Source organism: Paenibacillus gorillae (assembly GCF_000513275.1).
In the GTDB taxonomy this organism is placed as follows: Bacteria; Bacillota; Bacilli; order Paenibacillales; family Paenibacillaceae; genus Pristimantibacillus; species Pristimantibacillus gorillae.
The window spans coordinates 1-22848 of record NZ_CBVJ010000128.1; the positions used below are offsets into that span (position 1 = coordinate 1).

Here is a 22848-nt window from a genome sequence, read left to right on the forward strand (position 1 = left end):
TTGCTCGTGTTATCGAGCATCTGCTGTGCAGTACGGATGGCCGTTTCCAACGCGGTGCGAGTTACCGCCGATGCCTGCCCCACGTTGACGCCTTCCGGATGATCTGTCAATGCCTGCTGCGCCACCGTGATCGCCGCACCCAGCGAAGTCGAATCGCCGGATTGGATAATCATGTCTTCGAATGCATCTATCGCCGTTTCCAAATTGGCGACAGCCACTTCCAATTCGTCCTGCAGATATTTGGTAGCCTGATTGAAAATTTGCTGGGCTGCAGCAATCGCGTTCTGCAAAGCGCTGCGGTCTCCCGCCGACGTTTGTCCCACGTTTACGCCTTGCGGATGATCCGTTAAAGCTTGCTGTGCTGCCGCGATCGCCGCCCCCAACGCCGCGGGATTGCCCGCCTGAACAATTCGCGCGTTGAATGCCGCGATTGAAGAGGTCAGTGGGGTTGCGGCGTTAGTCAGGTCGGAGGCGACGGTGGCATTCCCGATTCCGTCGATAAAAAGCTTGGCTGCATCATAGGCTGCAGACAAGTCATTGTAGGCATTCGCCGGCACTTGTCCTACACCTGTGCCCGGCAGGTGACTTTTCAACAACGACTTTGCGTTAGCGACCGCTTGAAACAGTCCCGTTCCGTCCACAAACGAATGTCCGTTGCTCGCCGCATAAGCGGCTGCGGGAGAATTCGCAATTCCAAATATTTTCAGATTGCCCGGATTAGCCGTAAATACGCCTGTCCCAAAAGTTGTTGTATCGCCTAACACCGTTACGCTTGTCAAGCTGTTATTATAGAATGAGCTGCTGGCGACATTCGTTACACTAGCCGGGATGACCAGTTTCGCAATGTGATTGGTGTCGAAAGCTCCGCCATTAATCGTCTTTAGATTTTCAGATAATTTAATCGATGTCAAACTATTCATATAAAATGAATAATTGCCGATAGTCGTCACACTGTCCGGAAAAATGACGGTTGTAAGCGGATTGTTTTCGAATGCGCTGGAGCCGATCGTTACTAAGCTGTCAGGAAGGTCTATGGAAGTGAGGCTAGTATAACGAAATCCATACGTTTGAATGACCTTCACACTGTTTGGAATCACGACGCTCGTAATTTTAGGTTTGCCCGTACCGTACGTATCAAATGCTGATCTCCCAATCTCGGTTACAGTCGTCCCTTCGTACATACCGGGAATAACCACGTTTAGATCCGTACCCCCGTAGTTCGTAACCGTTGCGCCGTTGGCGCCGACTGTAAAAGTAAAGTCGCTCTCGGCGGCATATACAGGTCGAATCTGCGAGAATGAATTCCCAAACGCGAATAATGCAATTAATAGGCATATGACTGATTTTTTCATGATTTTTCTCCTCTACTCAACGATTGAAGCGGATGGGTTTCTGCGGTTTCTGCAACTGGACGACTATTTCATTTCATTATAGAGACGGCCAATAAAAGAATAATGAAAGAATCCGTCGAATTCGCGCAGTATCAAGCCTTGCAGCATTTTGAAGTTTTTGTGAAATGGATAATGCCGTTTGATTTGCAAGTGATATTGGAGGGTGAGGCAAATTGATGTCTTAGCGAGCCGACATGAAGCATTTAGCAATTCGCCGCCTGCTTGGCACGTCATTCATAATCAATTAAGTAAACAAAAAAACGCTACTGACACCATTATGTCAGTAGCGTTTTAACGTTTATTTCAATTTGTTTCTAACCCAATGTCGGAAGGATTCCGGCCGTTTACGGGCGGGCATATCGAACGTACAGATGTTCACCGTTGCATTCTTCGTCATCACCACTTAAACCAGTCAGCACGCGATCAAACGTAAAGCCCAGCTTCTCGAATACCCGCAGGGACGCCACGTTGCGCGAATCCGCTTTGGCGATCAGTCGTCCCAGGCCCATCTCCTCAAATGCATAAGCAGTCAAGGCGGCAGCCGCTTCTGTCGCATAACCATTGCCCCAATACTGGCGTCCGATCAAATAATAAAGCTCGTTATCCGGCACGCTGAAGTCCATCACGCCTACCCCGCACCAGCCGATGAAGTCGCCGGTCACCTTGTCTATTATTGCAAATGAATATTTAAATGGCTGATCAAAGGGAGTTTCATAGCTGCTCAGCAGCCAATGGAATAATCCCTTGTAATCCTCAAAGGATAAAACCCCCATATGCATATAAGTGAACAACTCAGGGTCCTGCATCAACTGGAATGACGCCATCAAATCCCTCTCGACGTAAGGACGGATAATCAGGCGCTCTGTTTCTAACCGCATCGTTAATAAAGAGGTATTTATTATAACCACGCTCCTAGTCTGTTTAATTACGAATGGATCTCAGACTGGAAGAAGTAAACGGGCATACACAATCCTCGCTTTCTAGAGGGGTTTCATTACGTTCCGCAAAACGTTTGATAAGGAAGATTCGACGGCTCTGGCAATGTCGTATAATCAGCTTGCTCATCGGAATACGCATAAGGATTCGATAGTACAGCCAGCAGCCGATGCATCACACTATAATCATTGTTCTCCACAGCAGCCTTCAACGCCTCTTCCACCCGATGATTGCGCGGGACGATAGACGGATTGCTGCTGCGCATCAGCTCAAGCGACTTTGTTCTTGATTGCTGCTGCCGCTCCAGCCGGTCTTGCCATTGTGTATTCCATTGCTCATATTCGGGGGTGCCATACAGAACCGTATCCTCCGGACGCCCCAGCGTTAGAGCTCTGAAGGTGTTGGTATAATCTGCGCTATATTTTCGCATCATGTTGATCAGATGTTCAATGAGCGCTTCATCCTGCGGTTCCTCGCCAAAGATGCCGAGCTTCGCTCGCATTCCCCCAAGCCAATGATAGTGGAACAAATCGGGGTAGTCCGAAATCGCTTCTTCTGCGAGTGTAATGGCATGGGCTTCTTCCTCGTGCAGCAAAGGCAGCAAGGCTTCCGCAAATCTCGCCAAATTCCAGGCGCCAATCTGCGGTTGATTGCCGTAGGCATAACGCCCGTTGCTGTCAATAGAGCTGAACACCGTTGCCGGATCATAGGCATCCATAAAAGCGCATGGACCATAATCGATCGTTTCACCGCTAATCGCCATATTGTCGGTATTCATAACGCCATGAATAAAGCCAACAAGCTGCCACTTCGCAATAAGCTCAGCCTGCCGCTTGATCACTTCCTCCAGCAAACGAAGATAGCGTCCCTCGCCTGGCTCCACTTCTGGAAAATGTCTTTGCAGCGCATAGTCTGCCAATGCTCTAAGGTCTTCAACTACGCCTCGTTGAGCGGCGTATTGGAACGTTCCCACACGGAGGTGGCTCGCAGCTACACGAGTGAGGACCGCACCCATTTGCGTAGTTTCACGGTAAACCAGCTCACCAGTTGCAACCACTGCCAGACTGCGCGTCGTTGCCAAACCAAGTCCATTCATCGCTTCGCTGATGATGTACTCGCGCAGCATCGGCCCCAGCGCTGCCCGGCCATCGCCCCGGCGGGAATACGGTGTTGGGCCGGAGCCTTTAAGCTGAACATCCAGCCGTTCGCCGGCAGGGGTAATTTGTTCACCCAGCAATACTGCCCGGCCATCGCCAAGCATTGTGAAATTTCCAAATTGATGCCCCGCATAAGCTTGAGCAAGCGGCATAGCGCCTTCCGGTATTTGATTGCCGGCAAGCACCGCTGCACCGTTATCGCTTTGCAATGCTTCTGGTTCTAAACCTAAAGCTGCAGCCAAAGATTCGTTGAAAACGACCAGCTCCGGCGAGCTTACCGGCGTCGGATTGATGCTGCTATAGAAACTGTCCGGCAAGCGGGTATAGCTATTGTCGAAATGCCAGCCTGCATCTATTGTTGTTGAATCTGCCATCGTATCACCTGAATTCTGTAAGGTATCCTTCTCAGCACATGAACACAGCAAAATCTTGGTTAACTTTTCCCTATGTCCATATATTATACCTCTTACCGCTTCACAGCACCTTAAATTTACTGCCTGCTTATTTCTCCATCGCCTCAATCGCATACTTCAGTTCAACATCCTGTCCTTCCACATACTTAGCGGTAAAGGTCTCTTCGTTAAGCGGAATGATCACATCGGGCACGGCGCCGCCCCTCCCGGTATAGTCACCATCGCCTTGAATAATCCCCTTCTCATCCAGCGCTCTGCCGTCAGCCGACTCCACCGTATAGCCCTCCGGCATCTCTACGATTATCGGACTCGTCATAATGCCGAAGGAACCGTTCGTTCCTGTGAAGCCTACAATGGTGACATTCGGCATCCCCTTCAACGCAAGAGGAAGCCCCTCCCCCGAGCTTGCCGTTCGTCCGTTGACGAGAATCGCAATCTTACCGTTAAAATATGGCTGGGACGGCTTTATGACGTAATCCTCGCCGCTATTTCGTTCGAACTTCCCCGTATTTCGGTTGTAGTAGCTTGCGTAGGAATACCGCTTCCCCTGGTTCACGAAATAGCCGGCCATCTTCACAACCAGGCTATCCTCGCCGCCGGGATTGTCCCGAAGGTCGATAATAAGCCCCTTTACCCCTTTATCCAGGAAGCTCTCTAACTGCTCCTTCAGAATCATTGCTGGATCGGATGCTGAATGGCTAGACAGCAGGCTTTTCAAACTGTTTTCGCTCCGTACCGCTGTATTAGAGAGGAAGCTGGAGATCCGTACATAACCGTAACCGTTGCTGAGAATTTCCCCTTCGACTGAGGGAGCTCCCCTCACAATCTGGGGCTTCGTCTTTCTCAGTGTTTCATATTGATCGTCATACGCAGTCAACTTCGCGATTACCGTCTCCGTTGCGCCGGTGTTCTTAAATTCGACCTCCACTTCTTGCCCAATCGCAGCTCTCACCATAAAACGGCCCCGGTTCACATTCTCGTTCTGGTTCGTATTCGGTGAATCGCTCCACTCCGTGTTCTGATAAGCTTGCCTAGCCTCTTCGCCATTCCACTTTGTAATTTCCGCACCGGCCCGAATGCCGCTCCGATCCGCTGGACTATCCTTCAGTACAAGGGTGACCAATACCTTGCCGTTATCCAGCCGAAGGGTGCTCAAACCGAATCCGCCTCCTCCCTCCTGCTTATAAATCGGATTGTCATACAGCTTATCGTTCGCAATTCGAATATGACCATCCCTCATAGAAGCAAGGTATTCCCTTAATGTCTTGTAATACAGCGCTTTATCCCCCGTTTGCTCGGCTTGCTTGAACAGCGGCTCATACTTTTGGCGCTGCCCCTCCCAGTCGATCCGCTTCCATTCCCCAAAAGGATATTCGACCGACAATCGCTCGTTTAATCGAACAAAAGCATCGGAATAGCTCATCTGGCTAAAATTGCTCACAGGGTTATAACGAATTTCGCCTGCAGACATAATTGCGATGCCGATAAAAATGATGCCGCATAGACTTAGAACAACCCTTGTTATTTTCACAATAACGCCTTTAGGCGCCGCGAAAGCAGGAGCTGGCTTCAACAACCTGCCGATTGTACTTAAAAACAACAATACCGTTAGAAAATAAAACGCTATCGCCAGGATCGAGCTGTCTCCTGCAAGAAAGCTTACGAGCGCAATAACCATACCTGCACTGGGTAAAAAATCGATCCAGCGGTAGCTTTTTCTTGTAACCGGCACGGCGTATCTCACTAATATGAATAAGTGGAGCAAGCAAAGAACCATCTCATACACCGTTAACCACTTGATGGAATCAAACACGTCATATTCCTCCCGAATTATCGTTCTGCAGCTGCTTGAAATGAGCTTAGGGGGGAAACATGAACGGAGCGTGAACTTGGAAAAAAAATCTGCACGTATGCGAGAAAAAAATAAAAAAGCGGTCGATCAACATGATCAACCGCTTTAATATAGACAATTATTCGTTCCAGTTGGGAAGCCCCAGCAGCTTGCCCGCATTTTCATACACAAACTTCCGGTAAGCCGCTTCGTCCCACTGAAAGCTCCTGACTGCAGCGCGGCTTAAGATGTGAATTTTACGCCGGTCATGTCTTCGCTCAGCTGCCAGAGCCGCTCCGCAAAGTCAGGGTCGATTGCCCAAGGAAGCACCCCCGTCACCACTTGGCTTACCCCGTCCAACGTAAAATCCGTATCAACCTGCGCGATATCGGTATCTAAGCAATAGACGCCGCCTTTTCCTTCCAGCTGTTCATTGGCTGCGCACCATACACTCGTTGCCGCTCCCTGCTGAACAGTCTTATATCCGCTTGGCGTAGTTGTAATCCGGCGTCCTTGCTCGTCAAACGCACCCATGGCACGCAATTCGTCATCGCTCATATACCGCGCCAAATCGGTTAAAATTCTGCCAGGATGCACGGAGAAAGCACGGATGCCATGCTCATATCCCCGCTTGTCCAGCCCTACAGCAAACAACGCATTAGCCGACTTGGATTGTCCATAGGCACTCCATCTCTCATACTCCCGGTGCTCGAAGTTCGGATCTTCAAAATCTACGCCGCCGAAGCGAATACCTGCTGAGGAAACGGACACGACTCGTGCGCCGCCCGCTTGTTTCAAGGCTGGCCAGAGCCGGGCAGTCAGCTGAAAGTGGCCCAAATGATTGGTGGCGAATTGCGATTCATAACCGCGCGCGTCACGAACCAATGGAGCAGCCATAATTCCTGCGTTGTTGACCAATATATCTAAAGCTCTTCCCGAATCCAAAAACCGCTGTGCAAATGCATCAATCGAAACGGGGTCCAGCAAATCCAGCTCTTCCAGCTCCACTCTGGGGATGCCGTCAAGCGAAGCTTTCGCTTTCTCCGGTGTACGTGCGGGCACAATGACCGTCGCCCCTGCTTCTGCCAGTGCGCGTGCAGTCTCCAAGCCGATACCGGAGTAGCCCCCGGTTACAATGGCAGTCTTGCCGCTCAGATCACGTCCGCCGAGCGCCTCTTGTGCTGTCGTCTGCGGACCGAATCCGGATGGGATCGGTTCTTGAGGTGTGATTTGATAAGCTGTATTTACAGGCATCGTTCCATCTCCTCTATGCTCGAATAATCTTGCTTAGCTTGCTCGTTACAAACGCATCTTATCGTATGGAGTTGACTCCATGTCAACCCCGTCTGCTATTGCTCTAATAGGCGGCATCGAATAGAAAAAACGGGATGGCACAGAAATTAATTTCTGCTCCATCCCGTTTCTATTTGGACTATGACTGCTGGCCCTGTTCGTCAGGCGGCCGTTGTGATACGGGCAATGTAACGACAACCGTCGTGCCACGCCCTTCCTTGCTTTGCACCTCGATATGTCCCTGATGAAGAGAGACTATTTTTTTGACGATGGAAAGTCCTAGTCCATTTCCTCCTCCGCTGCGCGACCGGTCTGCTTTGTAAAAGCGGTCAAAGATACGGTTGATGTCCTCTGGAGAAATGCCTGGCCCGCTGTCAGTGACAGTAACGGTATGAGAATGGGGCGTAGAGGCAAGCTCAATATGAATCTGTCCGCCTTCCGGTGTGAACTTGATGCTATTGCTCAGCACATTCATCCACACTTGGCTTAATTGATCCGGGTCGGCCGTTATTCGGACAGCCGTTGGCAATTGCAGCTCAAACTGAATATTTTTGGCTAGCCATTGGGGCTCGCAGGCAACGACAATCTGCCTTAACTGCTCATCGAGGTGGAACGTACGCTGCTGGAACGGATGATGCTCCGACTCTAACGAAGCAAGGGCCAGCAGATTATCGCTTAATCTGGACAAGCGCTCGCTCTCCGTCAGGACGATACCCAGATAACGATCACGCTGCTCTTCCGGCAGTCCTGTATTGTTCTTCAATGTCTTAACGAAACCGGTAATGGAGGTTAATGGAGTTTGAATTTCATGCGATACATTGGAGACAAAATCACGCCGCATCGTCTCCAGCTGCTTGAGTTCCTGAGCCATATCGTTGAAGCTATGTGCCAGCGTCCCCAGCTCGTCCTTGCGCTTCATCCGCAGCGCCACGTCAAAATCTCCCCTCGCCAGCCGTTTGGTCGCAGCTGTCAGCACCTTGATCGGCTTCACTAAGTAGCCCGCTGCGAGAAGAATACACAAGCTGCCAATTATCAAAACTAGGAACAGTATAGTTAGAAACAATCGTACAACCATGCCTTCGTTCCTGGATGAGGACAACAAGACCATTGCATAAGACTTTTCTTTAAATTGAATAGGAAAGCCGATGAACGCGCCTTCTGATTTCAAGCTAGGCTCATATCTCTCACCATTCAATATGTGTTGAATTATTGGCGGAGAGAGCTGAACCTCATACTTCCGGTTCAACGCTTCGTACAGCTCAGGTTGACCGGATTCCGCGAAGATTTGTACCGGATATGAGGTTAACTCGGAGACGCTGTTGATGAATGATTCCAAATCCTGCACATCGGACTGATGATAGACACGAAGAATATGCTCGCCAGCCGTCAGCATTTCCTTCTTCTGCAAATCATTTAAATCTTTCTGAAACAACACAAGTCCGATAATTGAAGCTGCGAGGAGAGCGAAAAGAATGACCGCCAAAAACGTCAATACGACGCGAACATAGAGGGATTTAATCATGAATGAAGTACGAGCCGGTATCCAAGGCTGCGGGCAGTTTCGATGGTGAAGTGCTTCGATTCTCCTGCGAAGCGCTCCCGCAGTCTTTTGATATGCACATCAACGGTCCGGTCATCGCCACCATAAGCGATCCCCCATATCTGGACGATCAGCTGCTCGCGGGTGAAGATCTGTCCGGGATGACTGGCCAGCTTGAATAGCAGCTCGAATTCTTTTAACGGCAGAGCCATTTCTTCGTTGCCCCGCACGACCTTGAAGGAGAGCCGGTTCAGCATCAGGTCTCCCAATTGAATGATGTGGGAAGTGGCAATCCGGTAACGGCGCAGCAAGGCTTTCACCCTTAATACCAATTCGGCCGGATCGAACGGCTTGGTCAGATAATCATCGGTTCCAAGCTGGAACCCTTTCACCTTCTGCCCTATAGCCGTCAGCATTAGAATCGGAATATCTCTGCCCCCGTTTCTCAGCTCTCTGCACAGCTCCCAGCCGTCCATTCGGGGCATCATAATATCGAGGATGATTAAGTCGGCACCGCCGTTTTCCGCGATTGACAATGCATCGACGCCATTATCCGCTTCCACCGTATCCAGCCCTTCGTTCTGCATATGAAAGCTGATCAATTCACGAATATGTGCATCATCTTCTGCAATTAATATTGTAGCCATACCGTTCTGCCCACCTTCTCCCCATTCAAATGCCAGACTAATGCTTGATTAGGCTGCTATCTGTCCGAACTAAGAATCGCAAACAGCGCATGATCTTCCCATGCCCCGTTGATTTTCAAATATTGCTGGGCCAAGCCCTCATGCCTGAAGCCTGCCTTTTCCAGAACTCGAATGGAAGGTGTGTTCCTTGGCATAACTCCAGCTTGGACCCGGTGCAAGCCGAGCTCGTTGAACGCTTTTTCCACACATAGAGAGACCGCCGCTGTCGCATAACCTTTGCCATTATGCTGCTGGTCGACGAAATAGCCTAAATAGGCATTTTGGAAAGGGCCTCGGGCAATACCGGTTAGCGCTGCCCTTCCGATGAGTTCATCCGTCGCTTGAAGAAAGATTCCGAATGTATAAGACTGATCATTGGCCATCGCTTCGATTCCGCTTACAATCTCCTGCTCCTGTGCCGCCAGTGTAAAATGCGAAGCATCCCGGACTGGTTCAAACGGTTGAAAAAACGGATGATTTCTTATCTTTATGTCAAGAAGCGCGGCTGCATCCTCTTTAACCAAATATCTTAAATAGATGGAGTTGCTGCTCATATCCTATCCTTCCTTTCTGCACGGGCCACTTCATTATTTGCTTTCACTCAAAGAAAAGCACTAGAGCATCCACCCTAGTGCTTCCATTCAAATTATACCTTTCTTTTCACCGGAATCCATACTTCGCATATCGATTCGGTCTGCTGGCTGAAAATAAAGAAACAAAATGTAAAAGTGCATTTTAATGAACCCCAAAACGGCCTAAACGGCGATCAAAATGCAAATATACATTTGAAAATGGCTATATTGTGCCATATCGGAATTTTTCAGCCGATCAGCCTGCACATTTGCATTTTGATGCGATAAAACGCCGATAAAACGGCTAACAAACTGCAGTTTTGCATTTTAGCAAACTGAATTCTCAGCACAACTTCTGAAGCATTGTAAATGTTATACCCGTACTCGCTTAATGAATAGTGAGGCCACTAAGCCTGCAAATGAGATTCCCGTAATAAAGTAGAACGCATATTTCACACCCCCGGCCAGCAATTCTGCTGCCGAAGAGTCCGGAAAGCTCACGCTGTAAGCGGATTGTCCGCTCGTCATCAACAGGATCGCTACCGCCGTTCCGGTTGCTCCCGCAATTTGCTGCAGCGTGTTCATGACAGCCGATCCATCGGTATATAGATCACGAGGCAGCTGATTTAAGCCGTTCGTTTGGGCCGGCATCATAATTAATGAAATGCCTAGAAACAGAATCATGTAGCCAATGAGAATTTGCCAGAGGGACGTATCTGCTGAAAGCGCCCACACGTACAATAAACTAGAGATTAGAACAAGTAAAAAGCCAATAGGCACAAATTTTCGCGCTCCAAACCGGTCAAATAACCGGCCAACGATTGGTGAAAGCAGTGCATTGAGCAAACTGCCAGGCAGCAGAGTAAGTCCTGCTATAGCAGCACTTACAAGCAAAACACCCTTCATGTAAAGCGGCAGCAGGATCGCTGTCGACAAAATCAATACCATGCTAACGAATACCAAAATCGTTCCCAGCGTGAACATCGGATAGCTGAAGACACGTAAATTAATCATTGGCTGTTTCAAACGGAGCTGCCGAATAACAAATAGAACGAGTCCGGCTACGCCTAGAAGACATGGAATCCATACTTGAGCGGAAGCAAATGGCTGTTCCGCCACTGTACTTAGACTGTAGACAAGTCCGCCAAAGCCAATCGTGGATAACGCAATCGAGATGACATCTACGGCGGGCTTCGTTAGATTTGATACATTATCGATTTGCCGCAAACCAAAAATAATCAAGGCCGCAAAGAAAAATAAACTCACCCAAAAAATATAAGTCCAATCCAACGCATCCACGATGAGTCCTGACACAGTGGGGCCAATAGCGGGAGCGGTCGTAATGACTAAGCCCATTACGCCCATTATCGCACCGCGTTTCTGAATAGGAAAAATGACTAATATAACGTTCATCATCAGGGGCAGCAAAATACCTGTACCCACCGCCTGTATCAGACGGCCAATGAGCAGCACGGTGAAGGTTGGCGAAATCGCGGCTAATATGGTACCCGTAACGGAAAAGGCTAACGAAGCAATGACTAGTTGCTTCGTTGTGAACCATTGAATCAAAAAGGTTGATACGGGTACAAGAATGCCTAACATGAGTAAATATCCGGTCGTAAGCCATTGCACTGTAGCTGTCGAAATAGCGAAGTCATCCATAATATTCGTGAGCGCCATATTCAATGCTGTTTCACTGAACAAACCAATAAAGGCGCCCAGCATGAGCACAAATGCCATCGCTTTCGGATTCCGCACTTGTTGTACTTGTGACTGTGTTGCAGAAGTAATCAAAACTTTCATCCTTTCACAAATCAATAATTAGACCAGTCTATATAAAATGACAAATAAATAGCTACGTCATTGGAATTATGACAATACACTGTCTCCTAAACGTTCGATAGTTAGTAATTATTATAACAATTGGTCTACTTAGTTAGAATAGAGATTTCGAGAAAAAATGTCAATGCAGTATGTCTGGTAAAGATATTTCCGTTATGATAGGTTTACCAGTAAGTTTGGTGAAAGGCGGGGCATAGTGAAGAAAACCATTGGCATCGTGTTAAGCATATTAGGTATGATGATAAGTCTAGCAACCGTCAACCCTCTCTATCTGATGTACCAAGAGAAACAAATTCAACGCTCCCTAGATCATCAATACGAAATCACTCATAAAGATCTTATAAATAACCAGCTAGAATTCAATAACAACATTATGGAGATTATAGAAGAGCCTTCAGGCAATGTCGTCAATTTGCAGGTTATTCTAAATGGAGAGCCACTCGCCGGCCCTATTGCTGCACAACTTTCGAATGATAATGTCACCTACACGAAAGGGGTTTGGGTAAATACCTTTGCCGTTCGTGAAACCGGAAATAGCAACCGTCAAGATGACCTGCTAGCGATTGTGACGATGCCTGAGCTAAATAAATGGAATATTTATTATGTGAACCACTTGAAGCAGATCGAAGTTAAACATATGGACGCGGGAAATAAATCAAATGACCCTTTAGACATCAGGTTAATTAAATATAGCGGTGCTTCTCTCATGGGATATAAATCAGATATTTTATACGCTTCCGCGAATCCCTTTGCCTTAGTGATTCCAGTCGTAATCTTTATATTTGGCATTCTATTAACTGCAGCTGGCCTGATCACTTTGCTTAGAGTATGGGTACGCAACAGGCTAAAAAAGCGAGAAATCAAGGATTCATTAAAGCAGCCCTGATTTCTCGCTTTTCATCTTCAGACACTATTTTGTCCTTATATTACAAAGGCAGCTCTACTCAAACCGTTCCAACAGCGCTATAGCCTCTTCATGATCAGGCTCAAGCTCTAACAGCTTCCGCGTATAATTAATGGCCTCGTCCTCCAGCTCCATCTCAAAGCAGCAGATAGCCAGACAATAGAACACAGTAGACACAATTTCTTCTTGATCGGTATCTACCGATATTTCCAAAAAGCGTTTCGATTCCTCGTACATGTCCATCTCAAACAGAATGAGTCCCGCATCAAGCGCCAAATCATAACGCTGCTCCATCTCATAATACGAAGACCACATATGCTCGATCCCTTGTAAAATGTCCTGCAGCTCATCATCATTAGCTTCTTGCAGCAGACTGGAGATTTGTCGCGCGCTCTGAATGAAAAACTCCGCGTCATAGCCGCCCAAACGCCAAAAGCTCAATATTTGCTGAAGCTCCATACTTTCGATATTGCGGTCCACCCACTCTTTCAGACTAAAGAAATCGTCCGGACCATACCGCTGAACAAAACGTCGATAGGCCAATCTCGTCTGAAAATAGTTCATCGGCTCATCGATATGGAACACACAGCCGACATTTATATTTTTATAATGATGCGTTGGGAATAGAGTGAGCGCACCCTTTGATTCGAAGAAATGCTGAAACGCATGGAAATTAGCTGTAAATGAGAAACTCCCGTGCAAGATCAACTCCGGCGGCTCCGCAAATTTAAACTGATCGAGCAAGTGATCGCCTTTATCTGCCGTTATTAGCAGAAAACCTGCTTGTGACAGCTGTTTCAGGCGTTCTAAACAATTCAAGCCAGCGACAGGGAACAAAATATGCGAATCCTCTAATTGCTCCTGATATACAGCAATAAGATCGCGATAAGGATACCCTTCTTCTTCATACTCGGGCGCCAGCCGATGCTCATAACGTAATTTAATTGAATTCAACGCTTCTGCCGGCGACAGCGAATCGATATTGGCAGGCGTATCGACAATGACATCGGCTTCGTAGATGTGACCGCCCCCAACGTAGATTAATTCCTGAGGAATACCGTCAAAAAAGTAATTCGCAACTAGGATTAACGGCTGCTTCAGTTCACCCTTGCGAATGGTGCTGCCGGAAACAACCAGCTCCAGTTCACTATCATGAACCGCATCAAATCGTGCAAAATCAAGCAGCCCGTCTGCAATAAAAGATTGCAAAGCGGGATGTTCCTTCCAAGCGAGTACATTATTCATGGCCAAATCGGTCATCACATAGCGGAACGGAGGCAATTCCATCCCTGCATAATCCCGCAGCCGGCATAGCTCAAGTATTACATGGAAAGCAAGACGTCCCGCTCCCGCTCCAAGCTCTACAATCCAGACAGGCTCTGTGCTGTCTCCCTTGGCTGCCCGGTCTTGAAGAAAACCAAAGATCATCTCAGCATAGGCTGTCCCGATCATCGGATTGCTCGTTATATATTGAGGAACTTGGTCATTATTCCAGGCCTTCATCCCTTTTTCTTCATAATAAGTCCGCTGCAGCTCCCATATTGGTGCTTCGCTAAAGCGGTAGCGTTGTTCTGTACGATTTGTCATTCTTATTTTATCCTGCTCTCTGCTAGTTATTGGCTGCTTATATGATGGCCTCGTCTTCTTATCTGCTATCATAACCTTTTTGATGCGTGATCCCTAATCCATTCTACCCCATTGAAGCAAGGAAATGTCCAGCAAAAGAAAAACGAACCTCAGAAGTACGCTGAAGGCTCGCTGTATTCCATAGCTGATATCGTACAGTTTTTATAACAGAGAGTGTTTGCACGCCGGACAAATCTGTGAAGCTTTCCTTACATCAATACTCATTTCATACTCTATCTCCAGAACTAAAAGCGCTTCTTTCTTGATCCAGCCTCCAGCAACCATATTAATGTCATAGCAAGCGCCCTGATCGATTTCTCTATTCAACAGAGGACACGTATATAAAGGGGCTTGATTCTCTTCGTTTTTCAAAACATGTCCCCCTCTTCAAGAGTATATTGCTGCCCAGACTGGATGAATATTTTTCCTGATTTAAGCAAATAGTGATACAATCCCGAATGAGTTTGATCGGGAATACCGCTTATACAAGGGGCAATTCCAATGTATTTATCTATAGAAGTTATTATCCGAACAGGAGTGGCGTTCATCCTCCTGCTTGTCATATCCAGAATATTAGGCAAACAGACGATCTCCAACATGACGTTCCAGGACTTCGTAAGCGGCATCACATTAGGAGGCATTACAGCCAATTTGGCCTTCAACACCTCGATTAATCGTTGGCTCCTAATTCTTGCACTGATTGTTTTCTTCGCTATCGCTTACCTGACCTCTTTCATCTCCCTAAAAAACAGAACCTGGAGCAAATGGGTTTCTGGTACTCCTACTGTCATTATAGAGAATGGAAAGATACTTGAAGGCAATATGCGAAAAATCCGCTATACGATGGATTCCCTGATACAGAATATGCGCGAGAAAAATATTTTCAACATGGAGGAAGTGGAATACGCGGTCATGGAGGATCATGGCAAGCTCTCTGTGAAAAAGAAAAATGAGTATGAAGCGGTCACGCGCAAAGATCTGCAGCTCCATGTGGCGAAGCTCAAATCTTTTCCGGTGGAGCTCATTATCGATGGGAAGGTGCTCGAAGATAACCTCGTCCAAAACAATTTGACCCGCGAATGGCTGGAGAGCGAAGTGTGCAAACACAATAAGACCATTCCCGACGTGTTCTATGCGGTGAAAGGTACGCAAAACAATCTGTTTTTTGATTATTACCACGATGGGATTCGCAATCCGATCGATTCATGATGACATTAGAGGCTGAGCCCCTTATGCAGGGACGTCAGCCTTTTTGTCTCAATTGGGCATCACTCGTTTATTCAGGCACTTCAATATGATCAGATACCCTTGATTTCAATGTTTCGATTAGCTCTTCGTCCATAAACCGATAATCGTCCGGGATATCCAGACAAATCAACGGCTTCCCATTGAGCTGCCCGGCAAACTTCTCTTTCAGTCTTCTCGTATGATTTTTCTCCATGGCAAAAATCATATCCGACCATCCGATATGCCCCTCGGTGACTTTGATCCTAGCTCCATCTTCGGTTCCGGCCGACCGCACCTCGTACCCGTTATAACCGTCAAAGATTTTCTCGGCAGTTAAGCTTCGCCACTTATTGCGGCTGCATATAAAGAGTAATTTAATAGATTCTCACCTCAATATTATTATGGGCGTTTCAAGTATTCTAGCATAATCATTCCAATCCCAGAACAGATTCACCGCTAATGATAGTCCCGTTATTGCTTCCTTCACAAATCCCCCTCATCGACCCCGGCTTATCGAAGTTGAACACATGCATCGGTAAATTGTAGTCTCTTGCTAGTATGAAAGCGGACTGATCTATTACTTTTAAATTTTGTGTCAGCACGTCGTTGTAATGAAGGGATCTGAATTTCTTCGCCTGGTTGTCATACCTTGGATCTGCATTAAAAACACCATCAACACCTTGCTTGGCGACCAGCAGCGCTTCGCAGTTCACTTCGATGGCTCTTTGTACGGACGGATAGTCGGTAGTAACGTAAGGTTGCCCGTTGCCCCCTGCAAAAATGACGATATAGCCCTTTTCCAAATGGTGAGCAGCCCTTAATCTGATGTATGGCTCTGCTACTGATGTAATCGGTATAGCGGTCATTACACGAACCTCGTTGCCCGACTTAGCTTTAAGAACGCCCCGGAGCATTAAGCTATTGATAACCGTTGCAAGCGTTCCGATGTTGTCAGCTTCTGCTCTTTCGATTCCCCAGCTCTCAGCCATATTACCGCGAAATATGTTGCCTCCCCCGATAACTAGCGCTACCTCAACCCCCAGGTTCACAACCGACATAATTTCGTTAGCGATATGCTCCAATCTCTCTGGCCCAAAACCAAATTCGGAGTCTCCAGCAACGGCTCCGCCACTTAATTTAATGAGAACTCTTTTGTACCTCGACAATTAAGCACACCTCCAATTGGATATAAAAAAACACTAAAGCAACGGATGCTTTAGTGTTTCAATAGAATAGAAATATGAAGCTAATTGAAGGTTATCCTTTCGCTTCAGCCTCATACTCCCACCTCTTTCGAATTTTTACTTTAGCTTATTTTATACAGACTGGGAGAAAAATGCAACTACCCCTTACGGGTTAGGCGGCGTCGGAACTGCCGGATCCCCTTCACGGCCAAGCCGTCTGCTTGCCGTCTCTTTTTTCCCAACAGCAGCAACGTGACGACCCGCCTTAGCTAGCCCATATACGGGCATATTGTTGTAGACGGACTCATGTTGTTTTTCCGGGACCAAATACGTTTCATGATAAATACCTACCACACCACTCGTCCCGACCTTCTTGTTGAAGTTTTTCCAAGCTTCCAAGTGATTCGCGCCTTTCCGGGCATAATGCTCTAGCTGCTCAAACGAATTCCAGTATTGAACCAACGACACTCCGCGCCAAGTTAAATAGAAATTCATGTTCAGAAAGCCTAGCTCGCGGTTGCGGTAAAGCTCTTGAATCATCGGACTCATCGCCATGAATACGGGCAGCCACTTGTGTACGGCCCACAATCGGTTAATACGCATGCCAATGATAAAAACAACGAAAGATCCATCCATTTCAGCCGTATACCGGCCCGGTATAACCTTGCTCATCCTCTCACAGCTCCTTTAGTGATTTTCAAGCAATAATAGATGGGTTTCGTAAACATCAGCAACATCAGGCGAATTATACAATTGTGCTGTCAAAAATGCTCCGTAAAATATGGTCAGCAGCAGCTGAACCGCTCTATCCACGGTGATGCCGCTTCTTAGCTTCCCGCTCGTATGCGCCTCCGTCATACACTGGTGAAATAATTCGAACATGTTGGGCGACTGGGAGCCAAGCTTCACATGATGAGGAAACAGCAGCAGAACTTCCGCCTTACTCATCTCCGGCATATCGGGATGCATCTTCATCTCCGCCAGAAAAGAAATCAAGCTTGGCATGAGCCCAATACGTTGCTTATTCTGCTCCGCCACTTTGCCGATCAGATGCCTGACCGCGGTGAAGCCGCTCATCCCTTCCGCTTCAATCTCGATGATTCGCTCGGTCAGCCAGACACGCATGAAATACAGCAGCAGATCCTCTTTCCTTTGAAAATATTTAAAAAAAGTGACCCGCGAAACTTCCGCTTCTCTGCAAATATCATCAAGCATGACTTCCCTGAACATCTTCTCTCCCATAAGAGATAAACTGGCATTATATAAGGCCACTTTGTTGCGGGCCTTCTTGAGTTCCCTCAATGGAATATCTGCAAGGGTCACAGCACATCATCCTCTACAATTAACTAACACTAGTTAAAATATTAACTCATGTTAATTTAAAGTGTCAAATGATAAACTAAGCTGGCAATGCAGCTGACACACAGTCCCGCAATCGCATCAACTGCGCGACAAAACGAAGGACTCAAATTGGGCAACGGAGTTGAACTGGTTCAGCGCCACGCCCTCGGATTTCAAGTGATCCTCTAATTTCTCGATTAGCGATAGAACCGCCAATCGCAACGGTTCGAAATCGGTTGGATTTAGCAAGGCAATGAGGTCGGGGTACCCGAACTGTTCATAGTACGTCCGATACTCGCCGCAGTTCAAGCTGCTCGGCCAGTTGCCTTTTTCTGCGGAATACAATATTCTGGCTAACCCGTCTTGTACACCAATGGCAGCGAAAAAATGCCGTTTCGTAATGACCCTTCTCGCACGCGGTCAACAGCTTGTTCATCATCCCTCGTTCCTCTTCATAATAGCCCTTCATCCGATCCCGATAGGAACGGGCCCCTTCCAGCTGATTTCTCCGCTCCGCTATCAAACTAAGCATATCGACAGTCAATTGCTCGCACGCAAGCATTATTTCATCCCGCGAATGGCTGAACATAATCGTATCTAAAAACTGCTCCAATTGAGCGGGCTTGATGGGCAGCTGCCTGACTTGCTCCCGATAATGACCCCAACCTCGTGTATAGTAGACCTGATTCAAAAAGCACAACGATTCAAACAAGCTCGTCACAATTTCATGCGCTTGAACCCGGCAGTAGGACAGATCTTTAGGACTGGCAGGGAGCCGAAGCTGAGCCAAGCGAATAAAACAGCTCCCCATTGCAGTCTCAGCCTGTTGAATCAGCTTTAATGTATTGGACGGACTGCCCAGCGCAGCTATTGTCTCGCGGAGCCCCATAAATCTGTCCAGATCATCCGGCGACCGGACATATAGCAGCTCACAATCCGCTATTATCGTCGTGTTCCATTCCTCGAAGGCTGCCATTCTTTCAGCGCGATCCCAAGGAATCGGCCAAAAGTCAAAGCTGATCCCTTCAATAATAAATTGCAGCTCGACTTCTCTCCCTCTTGGGGTAGCCGGAATAAAAAAGAAATCCAAATCCGAACGCTCCGTCGCTCTGCCTTGCAAATAAGACCCGTAATATCCGACGATGGCAACATCTTGCGAATAGTGGGTCTTAATGCGATCAACCATTATTTTTGCAACTGTAAATACATCGACCATGACAATGACGCCTCCTTAGGTAGCCGTTGTCTTAATCTAGCATGTTGCCGGGGTCAGAGATATAGAAAGAACAATTCCCAGGGAACAATTCTTATTAGGGCTCGATTAAATAGGCTGGCATCCTTTCGACAGAAGCCATTGCTCCCGCATACTGCACATTTGACCAGCATCCTTCTCATATATAATGGCCGTCTCTTGTCCATTCGCATAGTTGAACCTGACATAACCGCCCAGCTCCCGATAGAACAGATAGCAAGTATATAGGGACTCCTCAATGAGATCAGGCGGAAAAGCCAAGCGGCACATGCCTGACAACTCCTCTAATGACAATTGCCCCTCTCCCGGAGGCAGTCTTAAAAACTTGTGATCCCTAGAACCCGTCCACGGTTCATAATAGATGGCTCCTTCTCGCCCGCTCCCATACATTCGGCCATAGATCTCGTCCAACGCCAAAGCATACGTTTCTTCGTCTTCTTGCTCGCTTATCTGCAGCATAAGCGCCTCTATCTGCTCCGCATGCCGCGGCAGCCAGAGCAGCTGTGATGTTGGAGGATGTAGCGCGAGGAAATCGCCATCCACTGTTGTGCCTATTGCCACGCATTGTGCAATTTGCTGCTGCGTAATCGGGCTATTCTCGTCATGCTCCCATAAATCATACTCGGCAAAGGGCTTCAGCACTTCCGGATCCGGCAATTGAACATTCATCCACCCTCTATAAGTGCCCACGCCGAATCGCTGCAAAAAGTGTATGTATCCCGGTGGAGTAATAGCGGCGTTCACCTGCGATAACCTTTGCTTTTGACCATCAGTGAGCAGCTTTGGTTGTGATACGATATACATGAGTCACCTTCCTAAAACGGTGTATTTGTATAATTATGCAAACAGTTTATCATAGTGAATAGTTGCTGTACTGAGACTTTTGTTTGAAAAAACGGACCAAAAACCCCGTCTGTAGGCAGACGGGGTTTTCACTTCCTATTGCAGGTCGTTGGAGAACTCTTTCAACGATTGCACAATCTGTTGATGCAGCGATTCGCTGGCTGCGAGGATTCCGCCACAGTAGACTCTGTCGATTGCATTGCCGTTCAGATCGGAGAACACATAGCCAAGCTCCTCCAATATGACTCGGCCAGCCCCATAATCCCATGAGTTGACATAGTATTGTACATAGCCGCCCAGTACGCCTGTCGCCAAATCACTCAATTCCATCGTCGTTGCGCCATAATTTCTTACGCCGCGAACTTGGGTGCCCAGTTTAAAAAAGTGCTCCCAGCGCTTCATTTCCTCTATGCTTCCCCATGGCGCATTAATCGCCATTAGCTCGTTCTCCAGCAAACCGTCTGGACGGGCGGCATTCAGTGCGACATCATTCAAGAACGCACCGCTGCCTTGATGGGCGCGGTACAGCTTTCCTGCCATCACGTCATAGATGATGCCGAATATTCCGCGGTCACGTTCACAGAATGCTACAGATATGGCGAAGTCCTTTTTACGGTTAATGAAATTGCTTGTACCATCGATAGGATCAATGATCCACATATAGGGGCTGGATGAAGCCCGATTGCCGACGTTCTCTTCTCCCACTATGTTATGCTCTGGATAATGCTCGCTAATCTTGCTCACCAGAAACGTCTCAATCTCACGGTCAACCTCAGTCACCACGTCGGAGTGGCTGGACTTTTGCTTAATTTCGGTATGCTCTTGAATTCGCTTCTTTATAATTTCCCCTGCTTCCACTATCCAAGGCAGAGACTGTTCATAGATTTCATATTCACCGCGCATGAGACCTCACTCCTTCGAATTTCTGCCGAAACATCAGCTGTACAATATACTCATTTTAGGGGAATCACAGGCAGTGATCAACCCTTATACAAGGGAACTTGAGGATGCATGCAGACGAGGCAATCCCTTATAAAAGGCTATGCTTTAAATTTGCTTATCGCTTCTTGCAGCTCTTGAGCCATCTTGCTTAAAGCTTCGGCTGAGGCGGACACTTCCTCCATCGCAGCAGTCTGTTCTTCCGAAGAAGAAGCTACGTTCTGCGAATTAGCTGCCGACTGTTCCGCGATACGAGCCACATTTCCCATCATTTCCAGCATACTTTGGGAGCTAGCGTTCACTTGTTCTACTATGGATGATACCTCTTGCGACTCTACCGCGACTTGTTCGATGGAGATTGCAATTTCAGAGAAGGATTGGCCGGTGAGATGAACCATATCAATGCCTGCTTTGACAACCGAAGTGCCTTCATTCATCGATCGAACGGCTTTTGCCGTTTCTGATTGAACCTCTTGGATTAGTTCACGAACCTGACCGGCTGCCACGCTTGACTGCTCAGCCAGCTTCCTTACCTCTCCTGCTACTACGGCAAACCCTCGTCCTTCTTCGCCTGCCCGTGCAGCTTCGATTGAAGCATTCAGCGCCAATAGATTCGTTTGAGTAGATATGCTCGTAATCAACTCAGCAATTCCACTAATTTCTTTTGATTTTTCACCAAGGGTATATATAATCTCTGCCGTCTCGCTCGCTGAATTTCGAACAATATTCATCTGTTCAATGGTCTGTGCAACCACTTTATTGCCCGCATCCGCTTTATCGTTAGCAGCAGTCGTTAGCTCTGCCACAAATTGAATCGAAGAAGCGGCCTGGTTCATTCCCTTCGTAATTTCAGCAGCCGCATTCGTTGCTGCCGCAGCACTGGACACTTGCGTTGCAGCGCCGGACGCCACTTCTTGAACTGCCGCTGCAATTTGTTCCGTTGCTTTACTGGTTTGCTCCGCACTTGCGGACAATTCCTCCGAAGTCGCCGCGACTTGATCCGTGTTTAATCCGACTTCACGAATTAGATTACGCAAGTTCATCTTCATCTGATTGAAGGAACCGGCCAGCTGGCCAATTTCGTCCCGATTTTTCACCTGAATATCCGGTTGTGTCAAATCACCTGCCGCAATTTTCTCTGCACCTCCTACAAGTGCAAGAATCGGCTTGGCAATGAGCTGAGAAATAAGGATCGCTATGCCAATGGCCAAGAGCAGCGAAATCACACTTAATAACAAAATCGTCTGGATGACGCCGCTGACCAATTGAATGTTCGATTGCGTGCCTTCCTCCATCGAACGTGCCTGATCTACCACGATACGGTCGGCTATATTTCTAATCTCTCTTGCTAGTGGAGATGCCACTTCTACGGAATACCGTTTGGCTTCCGACGGGTTATCAGGAATGAGTGCAATGACTTTATCCGACTCTGTTCTAAACTGAGTATTCAATACTGCAAGCTGATTCAGCATTTCCTTATGCTCTTCGCGTACAGCTAAACCGGCGGTCAGCTGTATAACCTTATCCAGATCCGAAATCATCGTTGCCAATGTATCAATTTGGCCTTCCTCTTCCAACAATGCACCCCGCAAGCCGCTTATCGCCCTGGATGCATAAATTTGCATATCCTTCGCATTCATCAGAATAACCGAACGGCGTTCAACTAAATCCGAATAGGAGTTGTTAATCTGCTGAATTTGAACATACGACATACTGCTTATCATTCCAAGAAGAATGATAACGCCTAGGAAACCGGCCAACAATTTTTTGCGAATTGTAAAATTCATCCTTTATACCTCACTTTTGCAAATATTTCATTCTGCACTGCTTATTGAATATCCATAATAAGTCTTTTGAACTATAATACCCAA

21 protein-coding genes are annotated in these 22848 nt (G+C 47.4%); 2 read left to right on the forward strand and 19 right to left on the reverse strand.

Annotated features, from left to right (window positions below; translation table 11 throughout):
* The 9 genes from TY10_RS29200 to TY10_RS24105 all read right to left on the reverse strand — a co-directional run.
* Nucleotides 1-1352 (reverse strand): leucine-rich repeat domain-containing protein (locus tag TY10_RS29200; protein WP_052350745.1); only part of this gene is annotated, 1352 nt, incomplete at its 3' end.
* A 383-nt stretch (nucleotides 1353-1735) separates the two neighbouring features.
* Nucleotides 1736-2299, reverse strand: coding sequence for a GNAT family N-acetyltransferase (locus TY10_RS24070; RefSeq protein ID WP_238327969.1), 564 nt, complete (start codon nucleotides 2297-2299; stop codon nucleotides 1736-1738).
* 86 nt (nucleotides 2300-2385) lie between these two features.
* Nucleotides 2386-3858: a protein adenylyltransferase SelO gene (locus TY10_RS24075; RefSeq protein ID WP_042169406.1), complete on the reverse strand. Its 1473-nt coding sequence runs from the start codon at nucleotides 3856-3858 to the stop codon at nucleotides 2386-2388.
* 127 nt (nucleotides 3859-3985) lie between these two features.
* The gene (locus TY10_RS24080) at nucleotides 3986-5710 is read right to left on the reverse strand and encodes a S41 family peptidase (protein ID WP_042169408.1); all 1725 of its coding nucleotides are present in this window, start codon (nucleotides 5708-5710) and stop codon (nucleotides 3986-3988) included.
* A 261-nt stretch (nucleotides 5711-5971) separates the two neighbouring features.
* Nucleotides 5972-6982: an oxidoreductase gene (locus TY10_RS24085; RefSeq protein WP_042169411.1), complete on the reverse strand. Its 1011-nt coding sequence runs from the start codon at nucleotides 6980-6982 to the stop codon at nucleotides 5972-5974.
* Between the two features lie 178 nt (nucleotides 6983-7160).
* Nucleotides 7161-8543, reverse strand: a complete 1383-nt coding sequence (locus tag TY10_RS24090) for a HAMP domain-containing sensor histidine kinase (RefSeq protein ID WP_042169414.1) — start codon at nucleotides 8541-8543, stop codon at nucleotides 7161-7163.
* Nucleotides 8540-9208 carry a response regulator transcription factor gene (locus tag TY10_RS24095; protein WP_042169415.1) on the reverse strand — a complete coding sequence of 223 codons (669 nt, stop codon included), beginning with the start codon at nucleotides 9206-9208 and terminating at the stop codon, nucleotides 8540-8542. The genes TY10_RS24090 and TY10_RS24095 overlap by 4 nt, the downstream gene beginning before the upstream one ends.
* A gap of 56 nt (nucleotides 9209-9264) precedes the next feature.
* Complete coding sequence (locus TY10_RS24100; protein ID WP_042169417.1) at nucleotides 9265-9801, reverse strand: GNAT family N-acetyltransferase; 537 nt, start codon at nucleotides 9799-9801, stop codon at nucleotides 9265-9267.
* 390 nt (nucleotides 9802-10191) lie between these two features.
* Nucleotides 10192-11622, reverse strand: coding sequence for an MDR family MFS transporter (locus TY10_RS24105; RefSeq protein ID WP_042169420.1), 1431 nt, complete (start codon nucleotides 11620-11622; stop codon nucleotides 10192-10194).
* A gap of 235 nt (nucleotides 11623-11857) precedes the next feature.
* Between TY10_RS24105 and TY10_RS24110 the strand changes: the two genes are divergently transcribed.
* On the forward strand, nucleotides 11858-12547 hold the full coding sequence (locus TY10_RS24110; RefSeq protein ID WP_042169423.1) for a hypothetical protein: 690 nt from the start codon (nucleotides 11858-11860) through the stop codon (nucleotides 12545-12547).
* A 54-nt stretch (nucleotides 12548-12601) separates the two neighbouring features.
* Here TY10_RS24110 and TY10_RS24115 read toward each other — a convergent pair whose 3' ends face one another.
* Together TY10_RS24115 and TY10_RS24120 are read right to left on the reverse strand one after the other, a co-directional pair.
* Nucleotides 12602-14152, reverse strand: a complete 1551-nt coding sequence (locus tag TY10_RS24115; protein ID WP_042169426.1) for a hypothetical protein — start codon at nucleotides 14150-14152, stop codon at nucleotides 12602-12604.
* Between the two features lie 201 nt (nucleotides 14153-14353).
* Entirely contained in the window at nucleotides 14354-14563 is a 210-nt protein-coding gene (locus tag TY10_RS24120; RefSeq protein WP_042169428.1) for a hypothetical protein, read from the reverse strand.
* A gap of 129 nt (nucleotides 14564-14692) precedes the next feature.
* On the opposite strand from TY10_RS24120, the gene TY10_RS24125 reads away from it, so the two are divergent.
* A complete protein-coding gene (locus TY10_RS24125; protein WP_042169431.1) occupies nucleotides 14693-15400 on the forward strand; it encodes a DUF421 domain-containing protein in 708 nt (235 codons plus the stop codon).
* A gap of 67 nt (nucleotides 15401-15467) precedes the next feature.
* On the opposite strand, the gene TY10_RS24130 is transcribed toward TY10_RS24125, so the two are convergent.
* The 8 genes from TY10_RS24130 to TY10_RS24165 form a co-directional block, all read right to left on the reverse strand.
* Nucleotides 15468-15797, reverse strand: coding sequence for a low molecular weight protein tyrosine phosphatase family protein (locus tag TY10_RS24130; RefSeq protein ID WP_042169434.1), 330 nt, complete (start codon nucleotides 15795-15797; stop codon nucleotides 15468-15470).
* Between the two features lie 49 nt (nucleotides 15798-15846).
* Nucleotides 15847-16584 (reverse strand): UMP kinase, encoded by a 738-nt coding sequence (pyrH, locus tag TY10_RS24135; protein WP_042169435.1) that lies wholly within the window; start codon nucleotides 16582-16584, stop codon nucleotides 15847-15849.
* Nucleotides 16585-16767: 183 nt separating this feature from the next.
* Nucleotides 16768-17274, reverse strand: coding sequence for a DUF4188 domain-containing protein (locus TY10_RS24140; protein WP_042169436.1), 507 nt, complete (start codon nucleotides 17272-17274; stop codon nucleotides 16768-16770).
* Nucleotides 17275-17289: 15 nt separating this feature from the next.
* Nucleotides 17290-17925 (reverse strand): TetR/AcrR family transcriptional regulator, encoded by a 636-nt coding sequence (locus TY10_RS24145; protein WP_042169438.1) that lies wholly within the window; start codon nucleotides 17923-17925, stop codon nucleotides 17290-17292.
* A 295-nt stretch (nucleotides 17926-18220) separates the two neighbouring features.
* Nucleotides 18221-19159 (reverse strand): nucleotidyltransferase domain-containing protein, encoded by a 939-nt coding sequence (locus tag TY10_RS24150; protein ID WP_238327972.1) that lies wholly within the window; start codon nucleotides 19157-19159, stop codon nucleotides 18221-18223.
* Between the two features lie 105 nt (nucleotides 19160-19264).
* Nucleotides 19265-19999 (reverse strand): hypothetical protein, encoded by a 735-nt coding sequence (locus TY10_RS24155; RefSeq protein ID WP_042169440.1) that lies wholly within the window; start codon nucleotides 19997-19999, stop codon nucleotides 19265-19267.
* A 135-nt stretch (nucleotides 20000-20134) separates the two neighbouring features.
* Entirely contained in the window at nucleotides 20135-20941 is an 807-nt protein-coding gene (locus TY10_RS24160) for an inositol monophosphatase family protein (protein WP_042169442.1), read from the reverse strand.
* A 137-nt stretch (nucleotides 20942-21078) separates the two neighbouring features.
* Nucleotides 21079-22764: a methyl-accepting chemotaxis protein gene (locus TY10_RS24165; protein ID WP_042169445.1), complete on the reverse strand. Its 1686-nt coding sequence runs from the start codon at nucleotides 22762-22764 to the stop codon at nucleotides 21079-21081.
* Nucleotides 22765-22848: the final 84 nt, after the last annotated feature.

Bases quoted from the DNA above. Each gene is read 5' to 3' on its own strand.
- TY10_RS24090 (WP_042169414.1), bottom strand. From the start codon at position 8,543: ATGATTAAATCCCTCTATGTTCGCGTCGTATTGACGTTTTTGGCGGTC.
- TY10_RS24155 (WP_042169440.1), bottom strand. From the start codon at position 19,999: ATGTATATCGTATCACAACCAAAGCTGCTCACTGATGGTCAAAAGCAA.
- TY10_RS24100 (WP_042169417.1), bottom strand. From the start codon at position 9,801: ATGAGCAGCAACTCCATCTATTTAAGATATTTGGTTAAAGAGGATGCA.
- TY10_RS24095 (WP_042169415.1), bottom strand. From the start codon at position 9,208: ATGGCTACAATATTAATTGCAGAAGATGATGCACATATTCGTGAATTG.
- TY10_RS24165 (WP_042169445.1), bottom strand. From the start codon at position 22,764: ATGAATTTTACAATTCGCAAAAAATTGTTGGCCGGTTTCCTAGGCGTT.
- TY10_RS24075 (WP_042169406.1), bottom strand. From the start codon at position 3,858: ATGGCAGATTCAACAACAATAGATGCAGGCTGGCATTTCGACAATAGC.
- TY10_RS24125 (WP_042169431.1), top strand. From the start codon at position 14,693: ATGTATTTATCTATAGAAGTTATTATCCGAACAGGAGTGGCGTTCATC.
- TY10_RS24105 (WP_042169420.1), bottom strand. From the start codon at position 11,622: ATGAAAGTTTTGATTACTTCTGCAACACAGTCACAAGTACAACAAGTG.
- TY10_RS24140 (WP_042169436.1), bottom strand. From the start codon at position 17,274: ATGAGCAAGGTTATACCGGGCCGGTATACGGCTGAAATGGATGGATCT.
- TY10_RS24160 (WP_042169442.1), bottom strand. From the start codon at position 20,941: ATGCGCGGTGAATATGAAATCTATGAACAGTCTCTGCCTTGGATAGTG.
- TY10_RS24115 (WP_042169426.1), bottom strand. From the start codon at position 14,152: ATGACAAATCGTACAGAACAACGCTACCGCTTTAGCGAAGCACCAATA.
- TY10_RS24085 (WP_042169411.1), bottom strand. From the start codon at position 6,982: ATGCCTGTAAATACAGCTTATCAAATCACACCTCAAGAACCGATCCCA.
- TY10_RS24150 (WP_238327972.1), bottom strand. From the start codon at position 19,159: ATGGTCGATGTATTTACAGTTGCAAAAATAATGGTTGATCGCATTAAG.